We start from the raw sequence: 23306 nt of genomic DNA on the forward strand, positions 1-23306 counted from the left end.
CTTCCTAATTTATCAGAACACGAAGTTCGGCTGTTGAACGACTACGATGACCTAATAGGGTTTTAACATCGGTAGCACTGGGTTTAATTAATTTAAATAAGGGCGAAAATTTATCAAAGTTTTGCAGGATTTCTTGCGCGCGTAAACTGCCTGTTTCATTAAAGTGTTTATCAATAATGCCGCGTAAATGTTCTTGATGAATAGCTAAGTTGTCCATCGCCAACATTTCAATGGATTCTTTATTGAGGCGAATATCTAAATCACCGCTTTCGTCTAGTACATAAGCGAAACCACCAGTCATGCCCGCGCCAAAATTAACACCGACATCACCGATAATGGTTACTATACCGCCGGTCATGTATTCACAAGCATGGTCACCCGTGCCTTCAATTACCGCATGACAACCAGAGTTGCGCACGGCAAAACGTTCTCCTGCACGTCCTGCGGCAAATAATTTACCGCCAGTGGCACCGTATAAACAGGTATTACCCATAATCGGTGTTTGATGGCTTATATAATCAACCCCTGCAGGTGCCTTGATGGTTAATTTACCACCGGCCATGCCTTTACCGACATAATCGTTGGCATCACCGGTTAAGATCATGTGCAAACCGCCGGCATTCCAGACACCAAAACTTTGTCCTGCGGTACCGGTTAAATGCAAGGTGATTGGTGCTGCAGCCATGCCTTGATCGCCATGTCGACGAGCAATTTCCCCTGACAGCATTGCGCCAACTGAGCGATCGATATTTTGAATGTTAAATCTATACTCGCCGCCCTTACTGTGGGCTACTGCATCAGCTGCCGCCGCTAGAATTTTCTTATTCAACTTACCTTCATCAAAGGCCTTATTCTCATGCGTTTTATAAAGCGCAGTATTATCACCGGCAACCACAGGGGCGATAATCGGTGATAAATCTAATTTTTGTTGTTTAGCTGTGACACCATCAATTTGTGATAATAAATCAACACGACCGATAATAGCCGTTAGGCTTTTAACCCCTAAGCGGGCTAAAATTTCACGCACATCACGGGCAATAAATTTAAAATAATTCATTACTTGCTCAGGCATACCTTTAAAGAATTTGTCACGCAATACTTTATCTTGAGTAGCAACACCGGTAGCACAGTTATTTAAGTGACAAATTCGCAGAAATTTACAACCTAAAGCCACCATAGGCGCGGTACCAAAACCAAAGCTCTCTGCGCCTAAAATGGCCGCTTTAACGACATCGGTACCTGTTTTTAAACCGCCATCAACTTGCAAGCGTACTTTATGGCGCAAGCCGTTAGTTACTAGTGCTTGTTGCGCTTCCGCTAAACCTAGCTCCCAAGGACACCCCGCATATTTTACTGACGTTAATGGGCTAGCGGCTGTGCCACCGTCATAACCTGATATGGTAATAAAATCAGCGTATGCTTTAGCAACCCCTGCGGCGATTGTACCAACACCTGGACCAGAGACTAACTTCACTGAAATAACCGCTTTGGGATTGACTTGTTTCAAATCGAAAATTAACTGAGCTAAATCTTCAATGGAATAAATATCGTGATGTGGTGGTGGTGAAATTAAGGTCACTCCAGGTACTGAGAAACGTAATTTGGCAATGAGTGGTGAGACTTTATCACCAGGTAATTGCCCACCTTCACCGGGTTTTGCTCCTTGCGCTATTTTGATTTGTAATACGTCTGCATTGACAAGGTAATGTGGGGTAACACCAAAACGACCGGAAGCAATCTGTTTAATGCGTGAGTTTTTCACCGTACCAAAACGGCGTTCATCTTCACCGCCTTCGCCTGAATTGGAACTGCCACCTAATCGATTCATAGCGATGGCGAGAGCTTCATGTGCTTCAGGGCTCAATGCGCCAATTGACATAGCGGCACTATCGAAGCGTTTAAACATTTCGCTTTCTGGCTCAACCTGATCAAGTGGTATAGGGGTACAATCATCTTTAAGCTTTAATAAGTCGCGCAAGGTTGCAATAGGGCGTTTATCTACTTCATCAGCAAACTTGCGGTAGTCGCTATATTTGCCACTATTTACTGCGCGTTGTAAATGGTTAACTACGTCAGGATTGTACGAGTGATACTCGCCATCATGCACGTATTTTAATAAACCACCATGAGACATCTTTTTATGAGCTAAAAATGCATTACGCGCTAACTTAATACTGTCTTGTTCGATATCGCTAAAGTCAGCGCCTTTAATACGACTGGGTAAGTCACTAAAACATAGTGCTTTAATGTCATCGTTAAGGCCGATAATTTCAAATAAACCGGCACAGCGATAACTGGCAATGGTGGAAATGCCCATTTTAGATAGAATTTTTAATAGACCTTTGTTAATGCCTTCACGGTAATTAACAATAGCATCACGGGCCGTCATTTTTATTTGGCCTTTTGCGACTAACTGCTCGATAGTTTCAAAGGCTAAATAGGGGTAAATAGCCGTTGCGCCTAACCCTAATAAGACCGCATATTGATGAGAGTCACGTACTGAACCCGTTTCAACAATAATGTTGGAGTCACAACGTAATTGCTCATCGACTAAACGTTTTTGTACCGCACCAACGATCATGGCAGCGGGGATCACTAATAAATCAGGCTGAATGTTTCTATCGGAAAATACTAAAATAACAGTATTTTTATTACGTACTAAATCAACTGCGTGATCACAAAGACGAATAATAGCGGCTTGTAAACCTTCTACGCGCTCATAATGCAATGATAAGGTATCAGAGCGATAATGTTCTGGATCTAATTCCCTTAGCTGTTTTAAACCGGTATACATAAGCACAGGGGTGGAAAATATTATCCGATCAGCATGGCCTGAGGTTTCGTTAAAAACATTATGCTCACGACCAATGCAGGTGCCAAGTGACATCACATAGCGCTCGCGTAGGGGATCGATTGGCGGGTTAGTCACTTGCGCAAATTGTTGACGGAAGTAGTCATACAAGGTGCGAGTTTGACTAGATAATACCGCCATGGGGGTATCATCACCCATAGAGCCAGTCGCTTCTTGACCATTTTCTGCCAAGGTACGAATAACCTGTTGGATCTCTTCATAACTGTAGTTAAACATTTTATGGTACTGACTCATTTCTTTATCAGTAAAAACGCAGCTGCCAATTAAATTGGCTTCAAGTTTATCAAAGGGTACTAAACGGCGAATGTTTTTATCTAACCATTCACGATAAGGATGACGCCCTTTTAAATCGTTATCAATATCGGTGCTGGTGTATATTTTGCCGGTGTAGGTATCAATGGCAAGCATCTCACCTGGCCCTACTCTGCCTTTTTCTACCACTTCATCTTCACTATAATCCCAGATACCTACTTCTGAGGCTAAGGTAATAAAGCCATTACGGGTAATAACATAACGAGCTGGGCGTAGGCCATTTCTATCCAGGTTACAAGCCACATGGCGACCATTGGTCATTACTACGCCAGCTGGGCCGTCCCACGGCTCCATGTGCATGGAGTTGAATTCATAGAATGCCCGTAAGTCATCGTCCATTAGTGGGCTGTTTTGCCATGCTGGCGGCATTAATAAACGCATAGCACGATATAAGTCCATACCACCGGCTAAAAATAGCTCAAGCATGTTATCTAAGGACGATGAATCTGAACCTGTCTGGCCAACAAAAGGAGCCGCATCTTGTAAATCAGGTAATAAGGGTGACTTAAAGCGGTACGTACGAGCGCGTGCCCATTGGCGATTACCATTAATGGTATTTATCTCACCATTATGTGCTAAATAGCGGAACGGCTGCGCTAGATGCCATTGTGGCGACGTATTGGTAGAAAAACGCTGATGGAAAATACAAATAGCGCTTTGCATGCGAATATCAGCTAGATCTAAGTAAAAATTTGCCAAATCTTTTGGCATCATTAGACCTTTATAAATAGTAACTAAGCAAGATAAGCTAGCCACATAAAATGTTTTATCAGTAATGCGTTTTTCTGCGCGACGACGGGCCATATATAAGCGGCGTTCTAAGTCACGATTACGCCATCCTGGCGGCGCATTGATAAATACTTGTTCAATATTGGGTCGATTGCCTTGGGCTATTTCTCCTAGCACCGAGCTATCGACAGGAACCGTACGCCAGCCAATTAAGGTTAAACTTTCATTAGCTAGCTCTTCTTCTAAAACTTTTTTACACAGTGCAGCTTCAATTGGATCAGTACTTAGGAAAATCATGCCGACAGCATATTTTTTACCAAGCTTCCAGTTATTGTCTGCGGCTACGGCACGAAAAAAAGTGTCCGGTTTTTGTAATAATAAGCCACAGCCATCACCTGTTTTACCATCACTGGCGATACCGCCACGATGTTGCATACGATCTAAAGCGGAAATAGCGGTCTTAATTAGTTTGTGACTGGTTTCACCATATTGATGGGCAATTAAACCAAAACCACAGTTGTCTTTTTGGATGCTATGATCATAAAGCTGCATATTTTTCTCCTAATAATAAGCCAACTTACTCACAGGGCAGATAAAAGAAGAATAAAGGCATGGAAAAAATGCATAAATACTCTTATTTTAAGTAAGTGGAACGTTCAACAGTACCCAGTTATTTGTTAAAGGTCAATTAAAATAGAGCTTTTACTCGTAATTCATTTACATTTCTGTGCTATTTTGTAATTGGATAATAAAATTAAATATAATTATCTAGTTGTTAAATAAGAGGTTATTGTATTCAATAGGTATTTTTTGTTTCATATAGTGAAAATTCATGAAATAAAATTACATTTTGATGGACTTTATACAGTGGGCGTATATTCAGTATTTATGCAGTTTATGGCTATTTTCTTATTAGCGTTAAGGAAAACAGACAAAAAAAAAGCCAATAGTGATACCACTATTGGCTTTTTGTATGTTAAAAGTTTGCTTATAGCCTAAGGCTGATAACCGCCCTCAATACCCTTAGTGGTGATACTGACAGCATCATGTGCATGCAGTGACTCTAGGTGATTGATGCGTAGCCAGAAGTCATCAAAATGATTCGCTTGATTCATGCTGTGTTGTAAACGACGGGCGGCGTCTTCACAAAACATCAGGTTTTGGCCATTAAGACGAGCAAACTCTTGTTCATCTTCGCGTTTTACCGCGGCTTGTACCGGTGTTTTTAGTGAGTATTCAATAAGGTCAACTAACTCAGTAATAGGAAAGTCATTGACAGTTGAATTAAGCTTTACCTTTACTTCAGCAATTGAACGCTGTGAGTGAGGTGTGGCCATTATCCCTTCAGTGGTGCCAAGCCAATCATGGATGTCGGTTAAAGCTAATTCATCTTGTTGAGCAAACTTATCCTGAAAGGCTTGTTGTATTAGTTGTCTAGCAAGAGCCGCAGAGCAGGGGCACGTTGAGGAATAAGGTACATTAACGGTTAACTCGATAGTGATCTTACCTTTATTTAGGTAACCAGTTAGTGTTACTGGGTAGGCCTTCCAGCCTTCTTTGCCGCTAATCAATGATTTTCTGCGTAAGTGATACTCAAAGCTAAATTCTACTTTAGCTTCATCACTTAACTCTTGGTGACTACTAATAAAGCCATCAAGTAAGCTGACTAAACTTTGATAGTTAAGCACATTACTGGTAGATAACTCATCGATAAGTAAGTAAAGGCGAGACATGTGTATGCCTTTAGCTTGAGCGTCTTTTAAATTAACAAAGGCATCTATATGAGCTGAGACCATACGATCGCTTTCGCCTTTTGAGGCGACCATAATAGGCATTTCAATGTTACTCATGCCGACCCAGTCAAGCGTACCTTCGGTTTGAGCTGTTGTATGGTTGGCGATATCTGGCATTGATGTCGTCATTTCGACTCCACGTTAAAACGATAGTTATTAACTACACTTCGAGACTTTTTGCAATCAATACGAAGAGTAGATCTAAGGGCGCATATTCTAGCTTATTTTTTAATGGTAATCATTATTGTTGTTGCTCTATAGCTAAAAAACATACAGTAACCTTATTTGTTTCTCTAATTTTCAATAAGTTTGTCTACGTTTTATTACTGCGTTAATATAGAGCTACTCGTTAGTATTTACCTCAAAAGGTGTGTCTGTGGAAACTGAACAAGCAAGTCATTACTTAGACCTAGAGTTATTGCAAGGTTATTTAGACAGTTTGGGTAAAGCTATTGTGGAACAAATGTTTTCTTTATATAGCCAACAGGTAGAAATTTATCTGCATGATATTGAACGTGCGCAAGTGAATGACTCACTTGCTGATTGGCAAGAGCATTGCCACAAAATGAAAGGCGCGGCAGCAAGTGTTGGTATGTGCAAGCTACATGGACAATTAAAGCTATTAGAAAAAACTGCTGCGAGCCAGCAACAAAAAGCTGTTTTATTAACAGAATTAAAATTGGCAAATGGACAGGCAATGCTTGCTTTTAAAGATTGGTTGGCAAGTCATTAGTTAAGCTGAACTTTGCCTAAGCGGTACTTGCTCAGCAGCCCTACTTTACTACTATTGAAATCATGGGCTGCTTAAATAGCTGAGTGATATGGGTATTAATCTAGCGTCCCGACAAAACGATAACCTTCACCATGAATGGTGTTAATCAGCTCAGGTGTTGCTGGATTCAATTCAAAGTGCTTACGTAATCGTCTTATGGTGACATCAACCGTACGGTCATTAGCGCGTAAATCTCTCCCGGTCATTTCTTTAATAAGTTCTTGGCGGGTAATTATTTTACCAGCATTTTTTATCAGTAAGCTTAATGCTCTATATTCACCACGAGGAATAGCAATAACTTCACCGGCTGGGCTAGTCATCTGCCTAGAGTTACCATCCAAAGTCCACTGATTGAAACTAACTACGCTTTGTACCGTTTCACTACTTGATTGACTAATACGACTTAAAATATTTCGAGCTCTAATGGTCAATTCACGTGGATTAAAGGGTTTAGTTAAATAATCATCAGCACCTATTTCTAAGCCCAGTATTTTATCAATATCGCTATCTCGACCCGTTAGGAAAATCAAGCCCAAGTCTTTATTGGCAGTTAATTCTCGTGCTAATAACAAACCATTTTTTCCGGGTAAATTAATATCCATAATGACAAGGTTGATGGTATTTAATTTGAGCTGCTCAGCCATGCTATCACCATCAACAGCTTCGAAAACAATGTATCCTTCGGCTTCAAATAAATTGCGCAAGTTAAAGCGAGTGACATCTTCATCTTCGACTACTAAGATTTGATAAGTTTGCATAGTGGAATTTACCTAATATTTTAAATGGCTATGGTGATTATTATTTTAATAAGTGGTACTTATGTATACGTTTACATTTATTTAACTATTTACATTTATTTAACTATTTTAGTCAAGTGAAAATGAAAAAACAATTTTTAATGGTTATTATTTCATTAGCTTGCTGCTAACTCCACTGGGAAGGTGATGTCAAAACTCACGCCCTGCTCTTGTTCTTCATCAAGAACAATATGACCACCTAAAGCCTGAGTTACCAAATTAAAGACTAAATGCATACCTAGTCCGCTGCCACCCCTGCCTCGCTTGGTAGTAGTAAAGGGGTCGAAAATTTTATTTTTGATTGATTCATCAATACCAATGCCATCGTCACTGTAATTAATATGTAATTGGTCGCTTAAATTCATAATGTTGATGGTAATCGTACCATGTTCAAGTCCATCAAAAGCATGATAAATTGAATTAAGAATTAGGTTGATTAATATTTGGTTAATGGGGCCAGGCTTACTATTAATGTATAACTTGTCAGGGCAAGTAACTGATACCGCAACCTTGGCCGATTGAAGTTTCGCTGATAGTGTTAACAATACTTCGTCCACTAAGCCACGAACATTAAAGGTTCGACTCTCAGCACTAGATTGATCTACGGCAACCTTTTTGAAACTTGATATTAACTTCGCTGCCCGCTCTAAATTTCTAAAAATAATAGCGATGTTTTCATCACCATCGTTTAAGAACTTTTTTAATTGGCTAGATTTTAGTGTTTTATTTTCAAAGGCAGTCTTGATTTCAGTTAATTTGTCTGCCAATAAGCTTGAAGCCGTAACACCTAAACCTATTGGCGTGTTTACTTCATGAGCAATACCCGCAACCATATCACCAAGGGATGCCATTTTTTCTGTTTCGACTAATTGATCTTGGAATTCGTGCAGTTTCTCTAATGTTGACAATAGTTCCTGATTTGACTCTTTTAACGCGTCTGTTCTGGCACTGAGTCGGTCTTCCAGTGCTTGTTTTTGTGACTGGGTATGTTGGTGATCTTCGACAAAGTTACTAATGTGTTTGTCGGTGCGAAGCAGTAATAAGTTAATACTTTTGGTTAAAATATCAAGCTCTTTATAAGGCTGTCGCGCTAATTGTGTCTGATAATTTCTACTTTTAGATATTTTCCCTATATCATCGATTAACTTCACCATGGGTTGGCTCGTTGTTTTAAAAAGCCATTGGGAAAGGGCAAAGGCAAGCAGCAAGGATAAAAATAAGAAAGCCAGGGTGAAATAAGTTAATTTTCTAATAAATTTATGTTGTTCCAGTAGACTCGATTGGATAAATAAATAGCCTAAAGTCTGTTGCCCTTGAGTAATTTTAACGATGAGCTCTAGATGGTCATTTTGATATTTAATATCAGTTAATTGTGAAATTTGCGCGATCTTGTTACTAATTGCTGGAAAACTATGGTTTTTATTATAGCTAGTGAAATACTCAATACTGCCATCATCATTTAATCGATAGACATGAATATGGTTAATCATGGGGCTAGTGATTAATTTTTTAAGTTCTTCTTTTAGTTTAACTTGGCTAATGTCATGGTCACTTTCTAGGAATGGAGTACTGTTTTTAGCCAATATATTTGCCCACGCACGCGTTTCACTGGCAATGGCTGCATCACCTTTTTTATCAACCATATAAATTATGCTTATCGAAGCGCCAAGCAATATAATGGTGCTTAACGCCATAATACTCTGTACTAAGCGAGTATGTAGCGACATGGTTTGATTTGACTTTGGCATGGTATCCAATAAATTATACCTATATTACTTTGATGATAGCTGAGCTTGGTAAATAGTAAACCCTTTGTCTTTTGCTATAACACGAGTATGGCCAATATATGTTTGCATGATCGCTTGATAGCGTAAAAAGCTATTGGCTACTATGGTAATGCAGCCTTGCTTATAAAGTTGTTTATTTATCCCCGCTAAAAAGTCTTCGCTGGCTTGATAGTGTGTTTTGACACCTTGATGAAAAGGCGGGTTGGAAACAACGTGTTTATATTGTTCGCTAACATCAGCTAGGCCATTTGAAGGGAATACCTGTGCCGATAAACCATTTAAAGCTAAGCTCTCTTGTGCTGACGTTAATGCTAAAGCACTGACATCAAGTAGAGACAACTTTGTATCGATAAATTTTTTGCCAATAAAGCAGCTAATAACACCTGCGCCACAACCAAAATCAAGTACTTTTCCCGCCATTTTTTCCGGTAAGTTACTCAATAATAAAGCCGTGCCTACATCAAGTTTTTGTTGGCTGAAAACGCCAGGTAGTGACGCTATTGTTAGTTCAATACCATCGACAGTAATATGGTATTTTTTAAACCAATCTTGCTCCTTGAAAACCGCAGATAATTTTTCTGGCTGAAATAAGCCCACAAAAAGCAGGCAGTGGCGAGCAGCATCGACTTTCTGACAACAAGTCAGTAGCTCTTTGGTTAATTTAGGTGCAGATTGAATGCCACCTTTTTTCTCGCCTACCAGTAATATTTTTGTGGTGTCATTTATGCAATGAGCAATCGTCGCTAGGGTGAAAGCTAATTCCACCTTACTTTTAGGGAACGCAATTATGACGAGATCATGGCACATTTTTGTTTGATAAGTGCTAGCGAAAGTAGCCTGTACCCTGTTTTTAGCAGTGTGGCCATGTTTTTTGGTGATTGCCTGATAATCGATAAAATTAGTATTAAAACAATTAATACTGTTTGGCTGATGTAGTTCAATATACGCATCAATGAAACCATCTTCAGGTAAATTAATCAACAAGGGTGCTTTAGCCAGCAGTAATTCACTATTACGTAATAAAACTTGGCTAGGATTCGACAAAGACATAGGGCAATAAATAGAGAAAGAATAAAGGTTATATTCTACGGGAAATTAGTATAAGGGAATAGGGCTATTTGCGCTAAGTTAATTGTACCCAAGTAAAAAAAATGCTTAAATAGTCAACGTCCCTAATTCATATTTAGTGGTTAATTAACTTACCACTAAATTTTAATAGGGCCAGAAGAGGAGCGTTAACCAGGTAATTACCGTTGTTTTGTTTGTATGGTTTTTTAATACAGTCAAAAACAGAGATCAAACTTTGTAGAGGGTAATGAGGGGGATTAACGCCGAGATAGATGGCTATTTGATTGGCTGTTTATCGGTTGTTTATTTTATACCTTATAAAGTAGTGGGCTGAATCCCAACAACTGTCACTTTGAACCATAACCATGTTGGTTGTTTAAGTGGGGAGCTTCTGGCCTTTGCATCTTAGCCAAAATGCCAGCCCCGCTGATGTTATGCTCTTCTTTGTAATTGCCCAGTACTTCGCACAATGTATTTAGCTTTATTAATCAAGCATGTTTAACCATGTCCGTAATAACACTAGGTACACATTATTTTCTATAGATTTTTTATCAGATAAGCGGAGTGAAAAATGAACTGGCAAGATGTTTTAGCACAGTTGGAATCAGGTAGTTTACGAGCGGCAAACCAAGATGAAGCCGGTAATTGGCATGTCAATGTTGAAGTAAAACAAGGCATTTTAGCCGCATTTAAAGCCGGTGAAAATGTTGCTTTAAATGGTAATTATCAAGGATTTGTTGATAAACATAACTTACCTGCTCGTCAGTTTACACCAGAAGATGGCGTTCGTTTGGTGCCTGGTGGCTCATCAGTACGTGCTGGAGCCTATGTTGCTGAAGGTGTAATCATCATGCCACCAGCATACATCAATGTTGGTGCCTATGTTGATACCGGTACTATGGTAGATAGCCATGCTTTAATTGGTTCATGTGCGCAGGTGGGGAAAAATGTTCACATCTCAGCTGCCGTGCAAATTGGTGGGGTCTTAGAGCCTATTGGGGCTAGTCCGGTCATTATTGAAGATGATGCCTTTTTGAGTGCCGGTGTCGTTGTCGTTGAAGGTATAGTGGTTAAAAAAGGTGCGGTGTTAGCACCAGGTGTATCTCTTTCTAAATCTGTACCTGTTTATGATTGTGTAAACCAAGTTATGCGAGAAAAAGGCGCTGAAATACCAGAGCGTGCTGTGGTTGTTCCTGGTACCCGACCTGTCAAAGGTGAGTGGGCACAAGAGCTAGGTTTAAGCATGGCCTGTGCACTTATTGTTAAGTATCGTGATGAACAAAGCGATGCATCATTAGAGTTAGAATCAATTCTGCGTTAATTAATCATCTTGTCGCTGTATGGTGCAATCTATGCGTCAAAAGTACTCATTGATAGTCATCAATTCTGTGCTTTTTTCTTTAGCTTGAACCATGCAGCTTAAAGCTGATTGATTAATCTATTCACTAGATTAACTAATTTACTAACTCGATTGAGTTTTAAGATTAAAGAAAAATATAATGACTAAAGCCACTTGGTTCGATACCAGTATTGAAAATTCCTTGCTTGAACATGTTTCTCCTGAAGACGAACAAGGCTATTTTGTTTATCAACTTGATGCACTTAAAGCGCATTTAGCCGCTTTGCAGCAGCAAGATGTTATTAAATTATGGTTTGCTGTTAAAGCAAATCCGCTATCAAAAATAATTCAAACCCTAGACTGTGCTGGTTTTGACTTTGATGTCGCCAGCGCCGGTGAATTAACGCAGGTACTCGCCCAAGGTGTAGATCCAAGCCGAGTGCTAAATACCGGACCGGCAAAATCTAAAAAACAGCTAGCGGCGTTTATAAAACAAGGGGTGAGAACCTTTGTGGTAGAAAGTTTGAACCAACTTACTTGGCTTAATGAAGTAGTGCTTGAACAAGAATTATCATCAGGTGAGGCTGATAAGCCAAAAGTGCTACTTAGAGTACAGCTGCAATGGCATGAAGGCGAGAAAAACCCACTCGGTGGTAATAGCTTAACGCCGTTTGGTCTATCCGTGTCTGAGTGGCAAAATATTCATGTAGATAGCTATCCTGCGTTGGCAATTTGTGGCTTACATATTTTTCAATGGGGCAATATGCTCAGTAATGAAAAAATGTTTTCATTATGGTCGCAAATGATAAGCCCGTTGACTGACTTAGCTAACAGCATAGGTATGACACTCGATATACTCGATTTAGGTGGTGGTTTAGGCATTGATTATTTAGGGGTAGGGCAAACGTTGTCTTGGCCGCGAATTATTGCTGACTTAGCCGTTATCAAAGCAAAGTCAGGTGTTAAAGAGTTGTGGCTGGAGTTAGGGCGCTTTGCCGTGGCCGAGTGTGGTTATTATGTCGTACCGGTAGTGGATAGAAAAATGAATTATGACCAAGAGCAGCTGGTGTTAGCCGCAGGTATAAATCATTTACTACGCCCAGCAATCACCGAACAAACCTTTCCGGTACAAATATTACGCGCAGGTTTCTCTGCTGAAAATACTACTATGCAGGCTTTTGACCTACATGGTCCTTTATGTACTAGCATGGATAAACTTGGGCATTTACATTTACCTGCTGATATCGATGTAGGCGATAAATTAGTGTTTGGTTATTGTGGTGCTTATGGCTTTACTGAAAGTATGCCATTTTTTTTATGTCATGAATTAGCGGCTGAGTATGTTTATCAAGATGGCATTCTTACTCAAGTTAGAGCGGCTCAGCCAGCTTCATCTTATTTGGCATAGTTAAGGAATAGTTAAGGGAAGAAGATGAATAAATTTAGCAAAGAAGTTATGTCCGTTGGCGAAATGGCCAGTGGCACTAAACTAACTGTACCTGTTTATGCCTTTAAAGGTAAAAATAATGCTGCTGCCAGTGTTTATATACAGGCAAATATGCATGGTGCGGAAGTGCAAGGCAATGCGGTTATTTTCCAATTATTGGAACTACTACAGCACTGTAATTTGCAAGGTAATATTACCTTAGTTCCTTATGCCAACCCCATTGCTTGTAATCACAAAAATGGTGAGTATACCTTAGGGCGCTTTGATCCTATTACCGGAGTAAACTGGAATAGGATGTACCATTTTGATGAAAGTGTTATTGAGCCTTTTGTCCAACAGTACTTAGATGCCAGTGAAGAGGAAATAAAAGATAAATTTCAGCAACTATTGCTTAGTGAAGTTGAAAATAAGTTAAAACACAGCACCTGGGGGCTAACGACAGGTCAATGCATTGCTTATCAATTACAGCGCCTAGCGCACCAAGCGGATATAGTTTTGGACTTACACACAGGTCCAATTTCCAGTAAACATTTATATTGCCCTGAGTATGCACAAGCGAGCGCTAAATATTTTGATATTGAGCATACTATACTCATTCCCAATGATTTTGATGGCGCTATGGATGAGGCGACCTTTTGTCCTTGGTGGAGTTTACAGCAGGCCTATGAAAACTTGGGTCGAAAATTTACCATGGGCCAAGGGGTTTTTAACAAGGAAAGTTTCACCGTCGAATTGGGTTCGCAAGAGCAAATAGACTTAGATGTCGCCAAGCAAGATGCCTTAAGTATTTTATCTTATTTACAATATCAGGGTGTTATCGATAATAAGCAATATCAGCCACAAAAAATGACTCGATACGCAGGTTACTTGAAAGATTATAAAGCCTTATATTCTCCCATGGGCGGTATGGTCGATTACCTTGCTGAGTTTGGCAAGCCCTTAGCTGCCGGCGAGCCTTTAGTACGAATTCTGCGTATGGATAATTATGGTGATGGTGATGCCTTGCATTATGTGTCGCTTGAGCAAGAGGTTATCCCTATTTTACATTTTGCTTCTGCTAGCGTTAATCAGGGCACTGAGTTGTATAAGGTACTTTGTAATTACTTCGAACTTTAATTATGTACAGGATGTACGGTAGCTCGCGGAGATAGGGATATCTAGGAGCGAGCAAAACAGGATGTACGGTAGCTCGCGGAGATAGGGATATCTAGGAGCGAGCAAAACAGGATGTACGCGCGAACTCACTGGGACAATATGTCTAGCAGCGAGATTATTAAGGCCGCTCTTTATGTTATTTATATCACTGGCTATATTTTTAAACTGAGTTGCAAGGCCGCACCAATAGTATCGTTATCGCCAGTGAAAGCGGCAATATCAATAGCAAATACCGCCCAAGGTGAAATGCCAATACCAGCCGTGTAAATATCGTCATCAATTTCATTTAAATCAGTACGATAACCTAAGCGAAATTGAATATGTTCATAGAAACGAAACTCAGCACCAACGCCAGCATATTTTGATGCCGCTAAAGCAGCAAACTGCGCTCGGTCGGTTAAGTCTATCTCTGTTGCTAGGCTTAGCCAACTATTTTGATAACTTAAACCAAAGACAGTGCTGTTTTTTAAAGTAAAAGTAATATTTTGTTCAACATGATATACGGTTTTTTTTAGCAAGTTATTACTGACCAGAGCCGCGTGCCATTGACGCTCTGCTCCCCAGGTTAGGTATAAACCTAAGTCAACATTGCTACCACTTTTATCGGTAATATTCTCGTCATTGCTGATCTCAAAGTCATCATCGTCAAATTCATTGATTTTCCCGCTATTATAATAAAGATCAATGCGTTGATATTTTAATTTTGCGCCAATACTGAAGTCATAATTGGCTTGTTTAATCGCAGGATAAGCAGCCATAACACCCGCTTCGGCAATTGAATAGCCAAGGGTAGTTGTTGCTGACGCCAGATCATTTAAGTTTAAGTTAGCGGATAAAATCGCGTCATTTAAGGTTTTTTCATCGTCTTCGCTGTAGTCTAGTGTGCCAGCAATACGTCCGTATTGATTGGTAAACAAACCAAAACTTAAATACTGGTTAGGAATAATCATTTGGAAGTTCAAACCATTACGTACCTTTACTACTTTATTATCAATTTTTTTAAAGTCAGCAATAATATCATCTACTTGCTGATTTAGGTCATCATAGTAACTTTTTACTTGGGTTGTCGATTGAAAGTTTTGCGATTGAATGCCATTAATATCCTTGGCTAAATTATCAAGGTTATCACTGATTTCTTTCGTAGTATCAACAACATCATATTTATCCGAGGCCATAATACCTATATTTAAAGAAAAGAAAATATCATCATAGTTATCAAATTTGGTCAGTAATGCAGGGTTACTCAATGATGAGGTAAAGTCCTGGGTTAAGCCGGTAAAGCCTTGCCCGGTACGTTTAGCGGTAAAGCTCTCTCCATAGCTAGGTAGTGCCATAGCCATGATCGAAATTAACAATAATGTTGGTTTAAATGTGTGCAGGCAGACAATATTTAACGGGGAGTAAGTCAAAGGGGCCATAAATAAATCCTTGTGCTAATAAGATAACATAACTACTTTACCCAAGAGAAATATAGGGTTAACTTGCCAAAGTATAGCGCAGCGGTGCTGTTTAGCCTGATGTTTCTATCGCTTTTTTATAGCTTTTTTTGTCGCAAGGGGGAAAGCTCTCTATGATAAAATAAGCAAGCATTGAGTTCATCTTATTAATGTTATACTATAACACTTATGGACTTTACCTTAGCTAAATATCAACTTAAAATAAATAAGCGAAAAATTCGCCAGGGCGTTATAACGCTCTTGCTCTTTTGTGCGACTTTTTTTTCTCATAGTGAACATTTTACTCAAGTTGACTTTGATGCCTTTGCAAATGTTGCATCACATGACTGTCATTTATGTCAGCAAGGTCTAGATTCTCCGCCCAGCTCTATCAGGCTATACCCAGTAGCAACTAGCATAGCTAGACTAAACAACGTTCGAATTATCAGTGTCGTGCTTGCCGCACCTGCTTATATTAACCCGCCGTTAAGAGCACCGCCAAGCTCGCTGTAATTTTCTTCTCGTGTATTTTATTGTGTGGGGCTTAGTGCCAGTAACTAAGCCCTCACCCAGCTAGCTGTCTGTGAAACTAAATTCTCAGCGCGGTATGCATCACCTAAAAAATTATCGGAAATCAGTTTATGTCTTTTTTTGCCAATCAAAAGAGTATCAATAGTCAAGTTAAATTCCCTCTGAAAAAAATTGTTAATACCGGAGTGCTGTCAACACTCGTAACAATGTTATGTTTTAGTCAAACCAGCTTAGCGCAGAGCCTATCAGGGGTTGTGCTTAATAAACAAGGCCAAGCTATTTATAATGCCAGAGTGGAGCTAGCTAATGGTACACAGCAAGTACGTTCCAATGCTCAGGGGGTATTTATCTTTACCGACGTTAAACAAGGCGTTTTTGAAGTTCATATTAGTGCTAAAAATTATGGGCATAGTAAGCAACAAATTATTATTAAAGAGCAAGATGTCACTGACCTAAAGGTGGTTTTGTCTGCATCGGTGATGGAAATTATTGATGTACATGCAATGCCGTTACATAGCTCTTTAATTGAGTCGGCATTGCCTATTAATGTGCTCAGTGCCGATGAATTAAAAATGAAACAAGCGGCAACCTTAGGGGAAACGCTAAAAAATGAAGTGGGTGTTCATTCGAGTTATTATGGCCCCGTTGCCAGTACCCCCATTATTAGAGGCTTGGATGGACCTAGAGTACTTATTACCCAAAATGGCTTAGACGTTGGTGATGCTTCACGTATTGGTCCTGATCACGTAGTAGCAACAGAAACAAGTACAGCAACACAAATAGAAGTATTACGTGGTCCAGCAACGCTATTTTACGGCAGTGGTGCAATTGGTGGTGTGGTTAATGTGGTGGATGAACGTGTACCAAGGAGTACTGACGATCAAATTGACTATTTGTTACAATATAACGATGTTTCCAATGAACGGCAGGGCTCAATTAATATCCAAACGGGTCGAGATAATATCGCTTTTCACTTGGATGGTTTTTGGCGTGACTCTAAAGATTATAAACTTGCTGGTGAGGCTGACTCCCATGAAGAACACCAGGACAGTGATGCCGAGTATGAAGAGCATGGAAAAATCCGTCTCGAAAATAGTGCCTCTACCAGCAGTGGGGCCACCTTTGGTACTAGTTATTTACTTGACGATGGCTTTATCGGTTTTTCTTATGGCTTTATGAGTAGAGACTACGGAATTCCTGGCCATAGCCATGAAGGGGAACATGCTGATGAACATAGTCAGCCGTTAACCCTGAGTGCTAGCCAAGATAGCGGTGTTTATGCAAAAATGCAGCAAGATAGATGGCAAGTGCTGGGCGAGTATAATTTTGAACAAGCCTTTATTAGCCAGGTCGGCACAAAATTTTCCTACAGTGATTATCAACACCAAGAAATTGAGTCAGGCTTAGTTGGCACAACTTTTAGCAATAAAAGTACGGAAGCGCGTATTGATCTTTTTCATCGCGATTTTTCTGGTTGGCAAGGAGCCTGGACTATTCATTATAAAGCATCAGACTTTAAAGCTCTCGGCGAAGAAGCTTTTTCGCCACCCGCTAAATCGGCAATGTTCGCCGCAGCTTGGTTAGAAGAGAAACATTTTGGTCCGGTATTATTGCAATTGGGCGCTAGAATAGAGCAAGTCACTATCGATGCTGATGATAGCTTGATCGGCTTTGCAGATAGCCATGTATTGCCTACAGAGCCAACACATAATGAGCAACATCAAACATTAGTATCATTTGAACGGCAATCATTTACCCCGATTAGTGCTTCAGCAGGTTTAGTCTGGGATTACCAATCAGGTTATAACTTAGGGTTTTCACTAGCACTGTCACAACGTGGCGCCTCTTCCGGCGAGTTATTTTCATTTGGTCCACATATAGGCACAAACACTTTTGAGGTAGGCGCAATGTTTGCTGTGCATCAAGACGGTGATGAAATTCAGGTCGAGTTAGCTGAGCAAGTACCCAGGGTCGAAACATCGCTTAATCTGGATTTGACCTTACGGAAATTTAACGGTGATTTTGGTTATGTTATTAGCGCATTTTATAATCGTATTGATGATTATTATTACCAGAAAAATACTGGCCTATTTTTTGTCGAAGAGCACGTCCATACTGTTGCAGAAGCAGATGAAGATGAATCAGGCTTACCTATCTTAGTTTATCAGCAAGCTGATGTGCATATGTATGGCGCTGAAGCTGAATTTGTTTATCAAGTGTCATCGGCCGTTAAAACCAGCTTAATTGCTGACTATATTCGAGCTAGGCTTATTGATAATGACGAAAAGGGTAATCTACCGCGTATTCCTCCGATGAGGCTTGGTGTTATTGTGAATTATCAAGCGGATAAATTTGCGAGTGAACTGAGTGTTAGCCACTACTTTGCACAAACAGATATTGCTGAGTTAGAAACCACAACAGATAGCTATACTATGGTTGATGCACATGTTAATTATTATATTGCTGGCGTTGGTGATGATTTAACCCTGTATTTGAAAGGGCAGAATCTAACCAATGAACATGCCCGGGTGCACTCGTCTTTTATTAAAGAGATTGCGCCATTACCTGGTCGTAATTTCAGTATTGGCATTCGTGGCAGCTTTTAACACTTTAGATAACCTGAACTCTGGATAATGAATATTATAAAACTTTGAAGTTTATAGAGTAAATCACAAGTTATACACAATGATGATAATTTAGTCGTTATCAAGGCATTTTTACGTACCCAATAGCGGGCTATTGGTCGTAGAAATAACGCTGATAGCGGTTAAAATAGCTTTGTTGTGTAATAGGGCTTATCCAGAGCTCAGGTTAGGTATAATCTTTATGGTGTCTTAACGCGGCTTAATCACCTTTAGCAAAGGGCTATAACCATGTTGTAGCCTTTTTTTATGTTTGCCCAGCGAAGCTGGCAAACCCGACAGGCTGAAAGAAGCCTGATCACCCTGACTAAGGGGAAGATAATCTGAATGGCAAGGGCGTTATTGGCTAACGATAGGGTCTGAAGGAAGCCATAGGAAGATAGATGTACACAACTAACCGTAACCTGTTTCGGCGGTATTGGTGGGTAAGCGTCCATAATAGCGCGAAGCCCTATTCTTAGTCAGACCAATGCTGTGCTTGAGGGTGGCATATCTATCGGGGAGCTAGTGCAGTAACTGGGGAAGCCTGGCATTGTATCCAATCAAAATGATTTGATCAAAAATGGTTGGACGTATTATTCAAGAGGTGACTCAAGAATTTTGCGAGTGTGAGGTGGCAGATGAACCCGTAGTAGTGAGTAAGGCTAGGCCGATGACAGCCAGTAATGGTGAGGAGGATAAAACCAAGCCGACTATCAGCATTGTGTTTGATAGGGTCAATTTGAGTTAAAAGCTTTCATTGATTGCGAAGGGGGGAAGTGATTTATAAATCACTCAAGAATAGTGGGATTTGTATCGGGTCTACGAGTTGTCTAATAAGGCAAGGTCTCCTTAATTTGCTAAGGGTGAAATCAAGGCTGAGAATGGAACTGGACACGGGGAGTAATTATTTCTCTTTACTAGAGGCAAAATAAAGGCGGTTAAGTACATTGCAATAATAGAGAATAAAATTTCTCTCGCTAGAAGGCTTACCGCGATAATGAAACAAACCTAACCGATGTAAAGGAAGCTAATCCCAAGTGATGTGAGACAGTAATTTGAGAGTACATTTTAGTCTTTATGGACGCATGTTATCACTGCAAGCGCTTTATATGGCTTACAAACAAGTGAAAAAGAATCGAGGCGCTGCCGGCATTGACGGACAGAGTATCGATGATTTCACCCAAAATTTGGAAAAAGAACTCAACCAATTATTGCTTGAACTGCAAGAAAAGCGCTATCAAGCGCAACCAGTAAAACGTGTTGAAATCGACAAAGACGATGGCGGCAAACGCTTACTGGGCATTCCAACGGTTCGAGACCGAATTGTTCAACAATGTTTATCGACTATCATGACACCGATATTTGACCCGCACTTTCATCCATCAAGTTATGGCTATCGTGTGGGGCGAAGCTGTCATCAAGCGATCAGCAAAGCGACGTTATTTATACGCAGGTATAACAAGCGTCACGTTGTTGATATGGATTTGTCGAAATGTTTTGACATGCTCGACCACGAGTTAATTTTAAAATTCGTAAGAAAGCGCATCACAGACGGCAGTATATTAAACTTGATAAAACAGTTTCTCAACAGTGGTGTAATGGTAGGCTCAACGTTTGAAAGTAGTGAACTTGGTAGTCCACAAGGAGGCGTTATTAGTCCGCTATTATCAAACATCTATTTAGATGAGTTTGACCAATAAATGATGAGCAGGCAGCACAGGATAGTGCGGTATGCGGATGACATCTTGATTTTCTGCACCTCAAAAGCAGGGGCAGAGAACGCATTAAAAGTAGCGAGCCACTATCTAGAAGTAACACTGAAACTTAAAATAAATGAGCGTAAGACCCATATAGCACATAGCGACACGGGGATAAAATTCTTAGGAGTGATAATTGGCAGCAATTACACCCGTATTCAAGAAAAGAAACTCAACAACTTCAAAGTAAAAGTGAAGCAACTCACCAAGCGTAATGGAGCAGGTAATTTAGTGACAGTGCTAAAAAGACTCAACCCAGTGCTAAGAGGTTTTGTAAATTACTTTAAGATAGCGAATATAAGCTCAATTTTACAACAACTGTCGGCTTGGCTCAGGCGACGATTAAGGGCTGTACAACTGAGGTTGTGGAAAAAGCCGATGAAATTACATCGGCGATTAAAGCAGTTAAAGTTCAAGCCACCCTTTAAGTTTATCAAGATGAACTCATGGCGAAGTGCCAAGAGTCCACTAGCAAACTACGCAATGCCAAACAAATGGTTTAAAGAAATCGGCTTATATCAGATAGATGAAGTGAAGACAGGAGTTCTTGCTTCTTATTATTAGCTTGATGAGAAATAGTAAATTGCATGAGCCGTATACGAGGTCCGTACGTACGGTTCTGTGAGAGGGATGAGGCATGAGCCTCACCCTACTCGATGGCCATTGAATTGAGCTTGGGTTACTAGCTGTAGCACTATCGTATTACCTGGTATAAAGTTGAGCATGGGTAAGTGAGTGAATTATTGACAGTGTTGCTTGTCAGGACTCGACGATTGTTTTAGCAGGTTACTCATAGAAAAATCATAACTAGTCTGGCGGGTATAGGTTTTAGTAAAACAGTAAAAATTAACCGAAGTTAAAATTTCCATAGTGGTCAGTTGCTCAAACTGGGCTAGGTTACTTTGCTCAATAACTGTGTATTGAGCAGCCATTTGTTTATTCTGGCTAGGAAATGCTGCTTGATTATTAAAGTGATCATAAACTTGCACCAGTAACCAAGCAATATTATAAAACTGTCCCCCTGCAGAAGCACTAAGCTGGTGTTGTTTTATTTTGGCTATTGCTTTTGCATCCCAATCAAAGCCGCCAATAAAAATATCTTTGTTTGGCCGCAAGCCTAACTCAATGGCACCTGTTAAGGCGCCTAAGGCCATTACATCTGAGCTTGCCCACACGAGATCAATGCCATTATGTCGGGAAAATAGTGCTTTAAATTTGTTTTTAGCCTCTTCTCTAGACCAATTTACCACAATATCTTGTACTAAAATGACATTATCTTCTAGTTTGATTTGAGCGGCAATACCAGCGCTGCGCTCAAGGGATTGCATGATTAAATCACCACTTAAGGCCAGTACTCTCAGTGGCTTTTGCCTTTGTGGTTGACTTGTTTTAGCTTGATTAATTAAGCTCTTAACCAGTAATGCTGCACCTTGAAAATTTGCTACATAATGCTCTGACAACCAATATTTATATTTTCCTTGCGGATGACCTAGCTGCCTATCGGCGGGTAAGGCTTTTGGGTCAGTAAAATTTGAATAGGTAACAAAAGGAATTTTTGCTTGCTCAAGTAGGTTGAAATACTGAGCAGCATTTTGTTTATAGGCATGAAATATTAATAAATCTGGCTTTTTAGTTGCGCCGACCAAGGTTGCAATAACTTCTGCCTGATAAATGCGATGTCCTTGTCCTTCAATAATGGTTAAATTAATGTTCAAGTCTCTCGCTGCAGCTTGCACGACAGCATAAACATTAGACCAATAGGGGGTTATAACGCGGGTCTGACTTATATAAGTGACATCAATAGCAAATGCTTTGCCTGGAAAAATACTGCTAGCCGTAATAGCTAACAGTAACAACATTTTATTCACCATGGGTACTCTTTGGGTATTTTATCGTAACTGGCTTAATGTACTACTTGGTATTACAATAACTTTATGCCATCTTTGACTAGGGCGATTTTTCCTTTTTTCAGTAAATTGCCGACCGTCGCTTTAAAGGTTTTTTTACTCACCCCTAAGGTGCTTTGGATCAATTCGGGAGAACTTTTATCATGTAATGAGCTCACACCGCCACGATCAGCAATGTGTGCTAATAATTTGTCAGAAAAATCATTAACCTTATTTTTACTACCACGGGTTAGAATAAGATCTAAACGGCCATCTTCACGAACTTGTTTAATATAACCGGTAATTTTTTTGCCAACTCTAAGATGCTGAAAAATTTCATTATCGTAAAGTAAGCCCCAATGTAGATCGTTAACAATGGCTTTGAAACCCAAATCCGTTTTGCCACCAATAATGAGGTTTACTTTGTCACCTTGTTGGTACTCAGCTGGCCATATATCGATAAACTTATCTAGCTTACTTGAGGCAGCAAGACGGTCAGTGAGTTGGTCAAGAAAAACTCTGACTAAGTAATATTTACCCACTTCCATTGCGGTGTGTTGCTGGTTGTAAGGCACCAATAAATCCTTAGGTAAGCCCCAATCAAGAAAAGCGCCCATTTTATTGACTTCAATAACTTTCAAAGAAACAAATTCACCCACCTGTGCTAAAGGTGTGTCCGTGGTTGCAATCAATCTATCTGCAGAATCACGGTAGATGAAAACCTTAAGACTTTCACCTACTTTGCATAATTCAGGTACATAGCGCTTAGGTAATAAAATTTCACCTAACTCCCCAGCATCAAGATATGCACCATTGTCTGCCAAGGCAACAATGTTAAGCTGATTGAATTTACCTATGGTTGCTTGAGGGGTTATTTGTGAGTCGTTCATGGGCTGTGCCGTGGAGAGAATTTGTCACATTGTAGCGCATTCAATGGGCTATACCCAATGATTTCAATATTGCTTATGGTTTACACAGAAGTGGTGAGTTTGGCAAGTTCA

16 protein-coding genes, 1 pseudogene and 1 riboswitch are annotated in these 23306 nt (G+C 40.0%); of the genes and pseudogenes, 9 read left to right on the forward strand and 8 right to left on the reverse strand.

All coding sequences use genetic code 11. The annotated features are described in order from the left end of the window. Window positions 1–4: 4 nt before the first annotated feature. Window positions 5–4465: a glutamate synthase large subunit gene (gene gltB / locus MTCD1_RS00365; protein ID WP_057182546.1), complete on the reverse strand. Its 4461-nt coding sequence runs from the start codon at window positions 4463–4465 to the stop codon at window positions 5–7. Between the two features lie 258 nt (window positions 4466–4723). Here gltB and MTCD1_RS20595 point away from each other — a divergent pair, with 258 nt between their 5' ends. Then, window positions 4724–4912: a hypothetical protein gene (locus tag MTCD1_RS20595; RefSeq protein ID WP_143760076.1), complete on the forward strand. Its 189-nt coding sequence runs from the start codon at window positions 4724–4726 to the stop codon at window positions 4910–4912. On the opposite strand, the gene folE2 is transcribed toward MTCD1_RS20595, so the two are convergent. Beyond that, window positions 4909–5835, reverse strand: a complete 927-nt coding sequence (gene folE2 / locus MTCD1_RS00370; protein WP_057182544.1) for a GTP cyclohydrolase FolE2 — start codon at window positions 5833–5835, stop codon at window positions 4909–4911. The two genes, MTCD1_RS20595 and folE2, sit on opposite strands and share 4 nt — an antisense overlap. A gap of 247 nt (window positions 5836–6082) precedes the next feature. On the opposite strand from folE2, the gene MTCD1_RS00375 reads away from it, so the two are divergent. Then, complete coding sequence (locus tag MTCD1_RS00375; protein WP_231733086.1) at window positions 6083–6439, forward strand: Hpt domain-containing protein; 357 nt, start codon at window positions 6083–6085, stop codon at window positions 6437–6439. 95 nt (window positions 6440–6534) lie between these two features. On the opposite strand, the gene arcA is transcribed toward MTCD1_RS00375, so the two are convergent. The 3 genes from arcA to MTCD1_RS00390 form a co-directional block, all read right to left on the reverse strand. Next, the gene (arcA, locus tag MTCD1_RS00380) at window positions 6535–7236 is read right to left on the reverse strand and encodes a two-component system response regulator ArcA (protein ID WP_057182540.1); all 702 of its coding nucleotides are present in this window, start codon (window positions 7234–7236) and stop codon (window positions 6535–6537) included. A gap of 155 nt (window positions 7237–7391) precedes the next feature. After that, window positions 7392–9023, reverse strand: coding sequence for a sensor histidine kinase (locus MTCD1_RS00385; protein ID WP_082606592.1), 1632 nt, complete (start codon window positions 9021–9023; stop codon window positions 7392–7394). 24 nt (window positions 9024–9047) lie between these two features. Continuing rightward, the gene (locus tag MTCD1_RS00390; RefSeq protein WP_231733085.1) at window positions 9048–10112 is read right to left on the reverse strand and encodes a methyltransferase; all 1065 of its coding nucleotides are present in this window, start codon (window positions 10110–10112) and stop codon (window positions 9048–9050) included. A 167-nt stretch (window positions 10113–10279) separates the two neighbouring features. Beyond that, window positions 10280–10529: riboswitch (Lysine riboswitch) on the forward strand. 172 nt (window positions 10530–10701) lie between these two features. On the opposite strand from MTCD1_RS00390, the gene MTCD1_RS00395 reads away from it, so the two are divergent. From MTCD1_RS00395 to MTCD1_RS00405, 3 genes are all read left to right on the forward strand, one after another. After that, window positions 10702–11451, forward strand: a complete 750-nt coding sequence (locus MTCD1_RS00395; protein ID WP_057182536.1) for a 2,3,4,5-tetrahydropyridine-2,6-dicarboxylate N-succinyltransferase — start codon at window positions 10702–10704, stop codon at window positions 11449–11451. Between the two features lie 178 nt (window positions 11452–11629). Continuing rightward, window positions 11630–12877: a PLP-dependent decarboxylase gene (locus MTCD1_RS00400; RefSeq protein WP_057182534.1), complete on the forward strand. Its 1248-nt coding sequence runs from the start codon at window positions 11630–11632 to the stop codon at window positions 12875–12877. A gap of 24 nt (window positions 12878–12901) precedes the next feature. After that, on the forward strand, window positions 12902–14032 hold the full coding sequence (locus MTCD1_RS00405; RefSeq protein ID WP_057182532.1) for a succinylglutamate desuccinylase/aspartoacylase family protein: 1131 nt from the start codon (window positions 12902–12904) through the stop codon (window positions 14030–14032). 191 nt (window positions 14033–14223) lie between these two features. On the opposite strand, the gene traF is transcribed toward MTCD1_RS00405, so the two are convergent. Beyond that, window positions 14224–15489 carry a conjugal transfer protein TraF gene (gene traF / locus MTCD1_RS00410; protein WP_057182531.1) on the reverse strand — a complete coding sequence of 422 codons (1266 nt, stop codon included), beginning with the start codon at window positions 15487–15489 and terminating at the stop codon, window positions 14224–14226. Between the two features lie 207 nt (window positions 15490–15696). On the opposite strand from traF, the gene MTCD1_RS00415 reads away from it, so the two are divergent. From MTCD1_RS00415 to MTCD1_RS21630, 4 genes and pseudogenes are all read left to right on the forward strand, one after another. Then, window positions 15697–16020 (forward strand): hypothetical protein, encoded by a 324-nt coding sequence (locus MTCD1_RS00415; RefSeq protein ID WP_057182529.1) that lies wholly within the window; start codon window positions 15697–15699, stop codon window positions 16018–16020. A gap of 128 nt (window positions 16021–16148) precedes the next feature. Beyond that, window positions 16149–18644 (forward strand): TonB-dependent receptor, encoded by a 2496-nt coding sequence (locus MTCD1_RS00420; protein ID WP_057182527.1) that lies wholly within the window; start codon window positions 16149–16151, stop codon window positions 18642–18644. 1127 nt (window positions 18645–19771) lie between these two features. Beyond that, window positions 19772–20545 (forward strand): annotated as a pseudogene (gene ltrA, locus MTCD1_RS21625) (group II intron reverse transcriptase/maturase); the annotation flags it as partial. A gap of 3 nt (window positions 20546–20548) precedes the next feature. Continuing rightward, window positions 20549–20983 carry a group II intron maturase-specific domain-containing protein gene (locus tag MTCD1_RS21630; RefSeq protein ID WP_231733093.1) on the forward strand — a complete coding sequence of 145 codons (435 nt, stop codon included), beginning with the start codon at window positions 20549–20551 and terminating at the stop codon, window positions 20981–20983. A gap of 176 nt (window positions 20984–21159) precedes the next feature. Here the strand turns inward: MTCD1_RS21630 and MTCD1_RS00430 are convergent, their stop codons facing one another. Continuing rightward, complete coding sequence (locus MTCD1_RS00430) at window positions 21160–22290, reverse strand: ABC transporter substrate-binding protein (RefSeq protein ID WP_057182525.1); 1131 nt, start codon at window positions 22288–22290, stop codon at window positions 21160–21162. Between the two features lie 50 nt (window positions 22291–22340). Further along, window positions 22341–23195, reverse strand: coding sequence for a CvfB family protein (locus MTCD1_RS00435; protein WP_057182523.1), 855 nt, complete (start codon window positions 23193–23195; stop codon window positions 22341–22343). Window positions 23196–23306: the final 111 nt, after the last annotated feature.

The sequence above is a fragment of the Colwellia marinimaniae genome, assembly GCF_002207865.1.
Classification (GTDB): Bacteria; Pseudomonadota; Gammaproteobacteria; order Enterobacterales; family Alteromonadaceae; genus Colwellia; species Colwellia marinimaniae.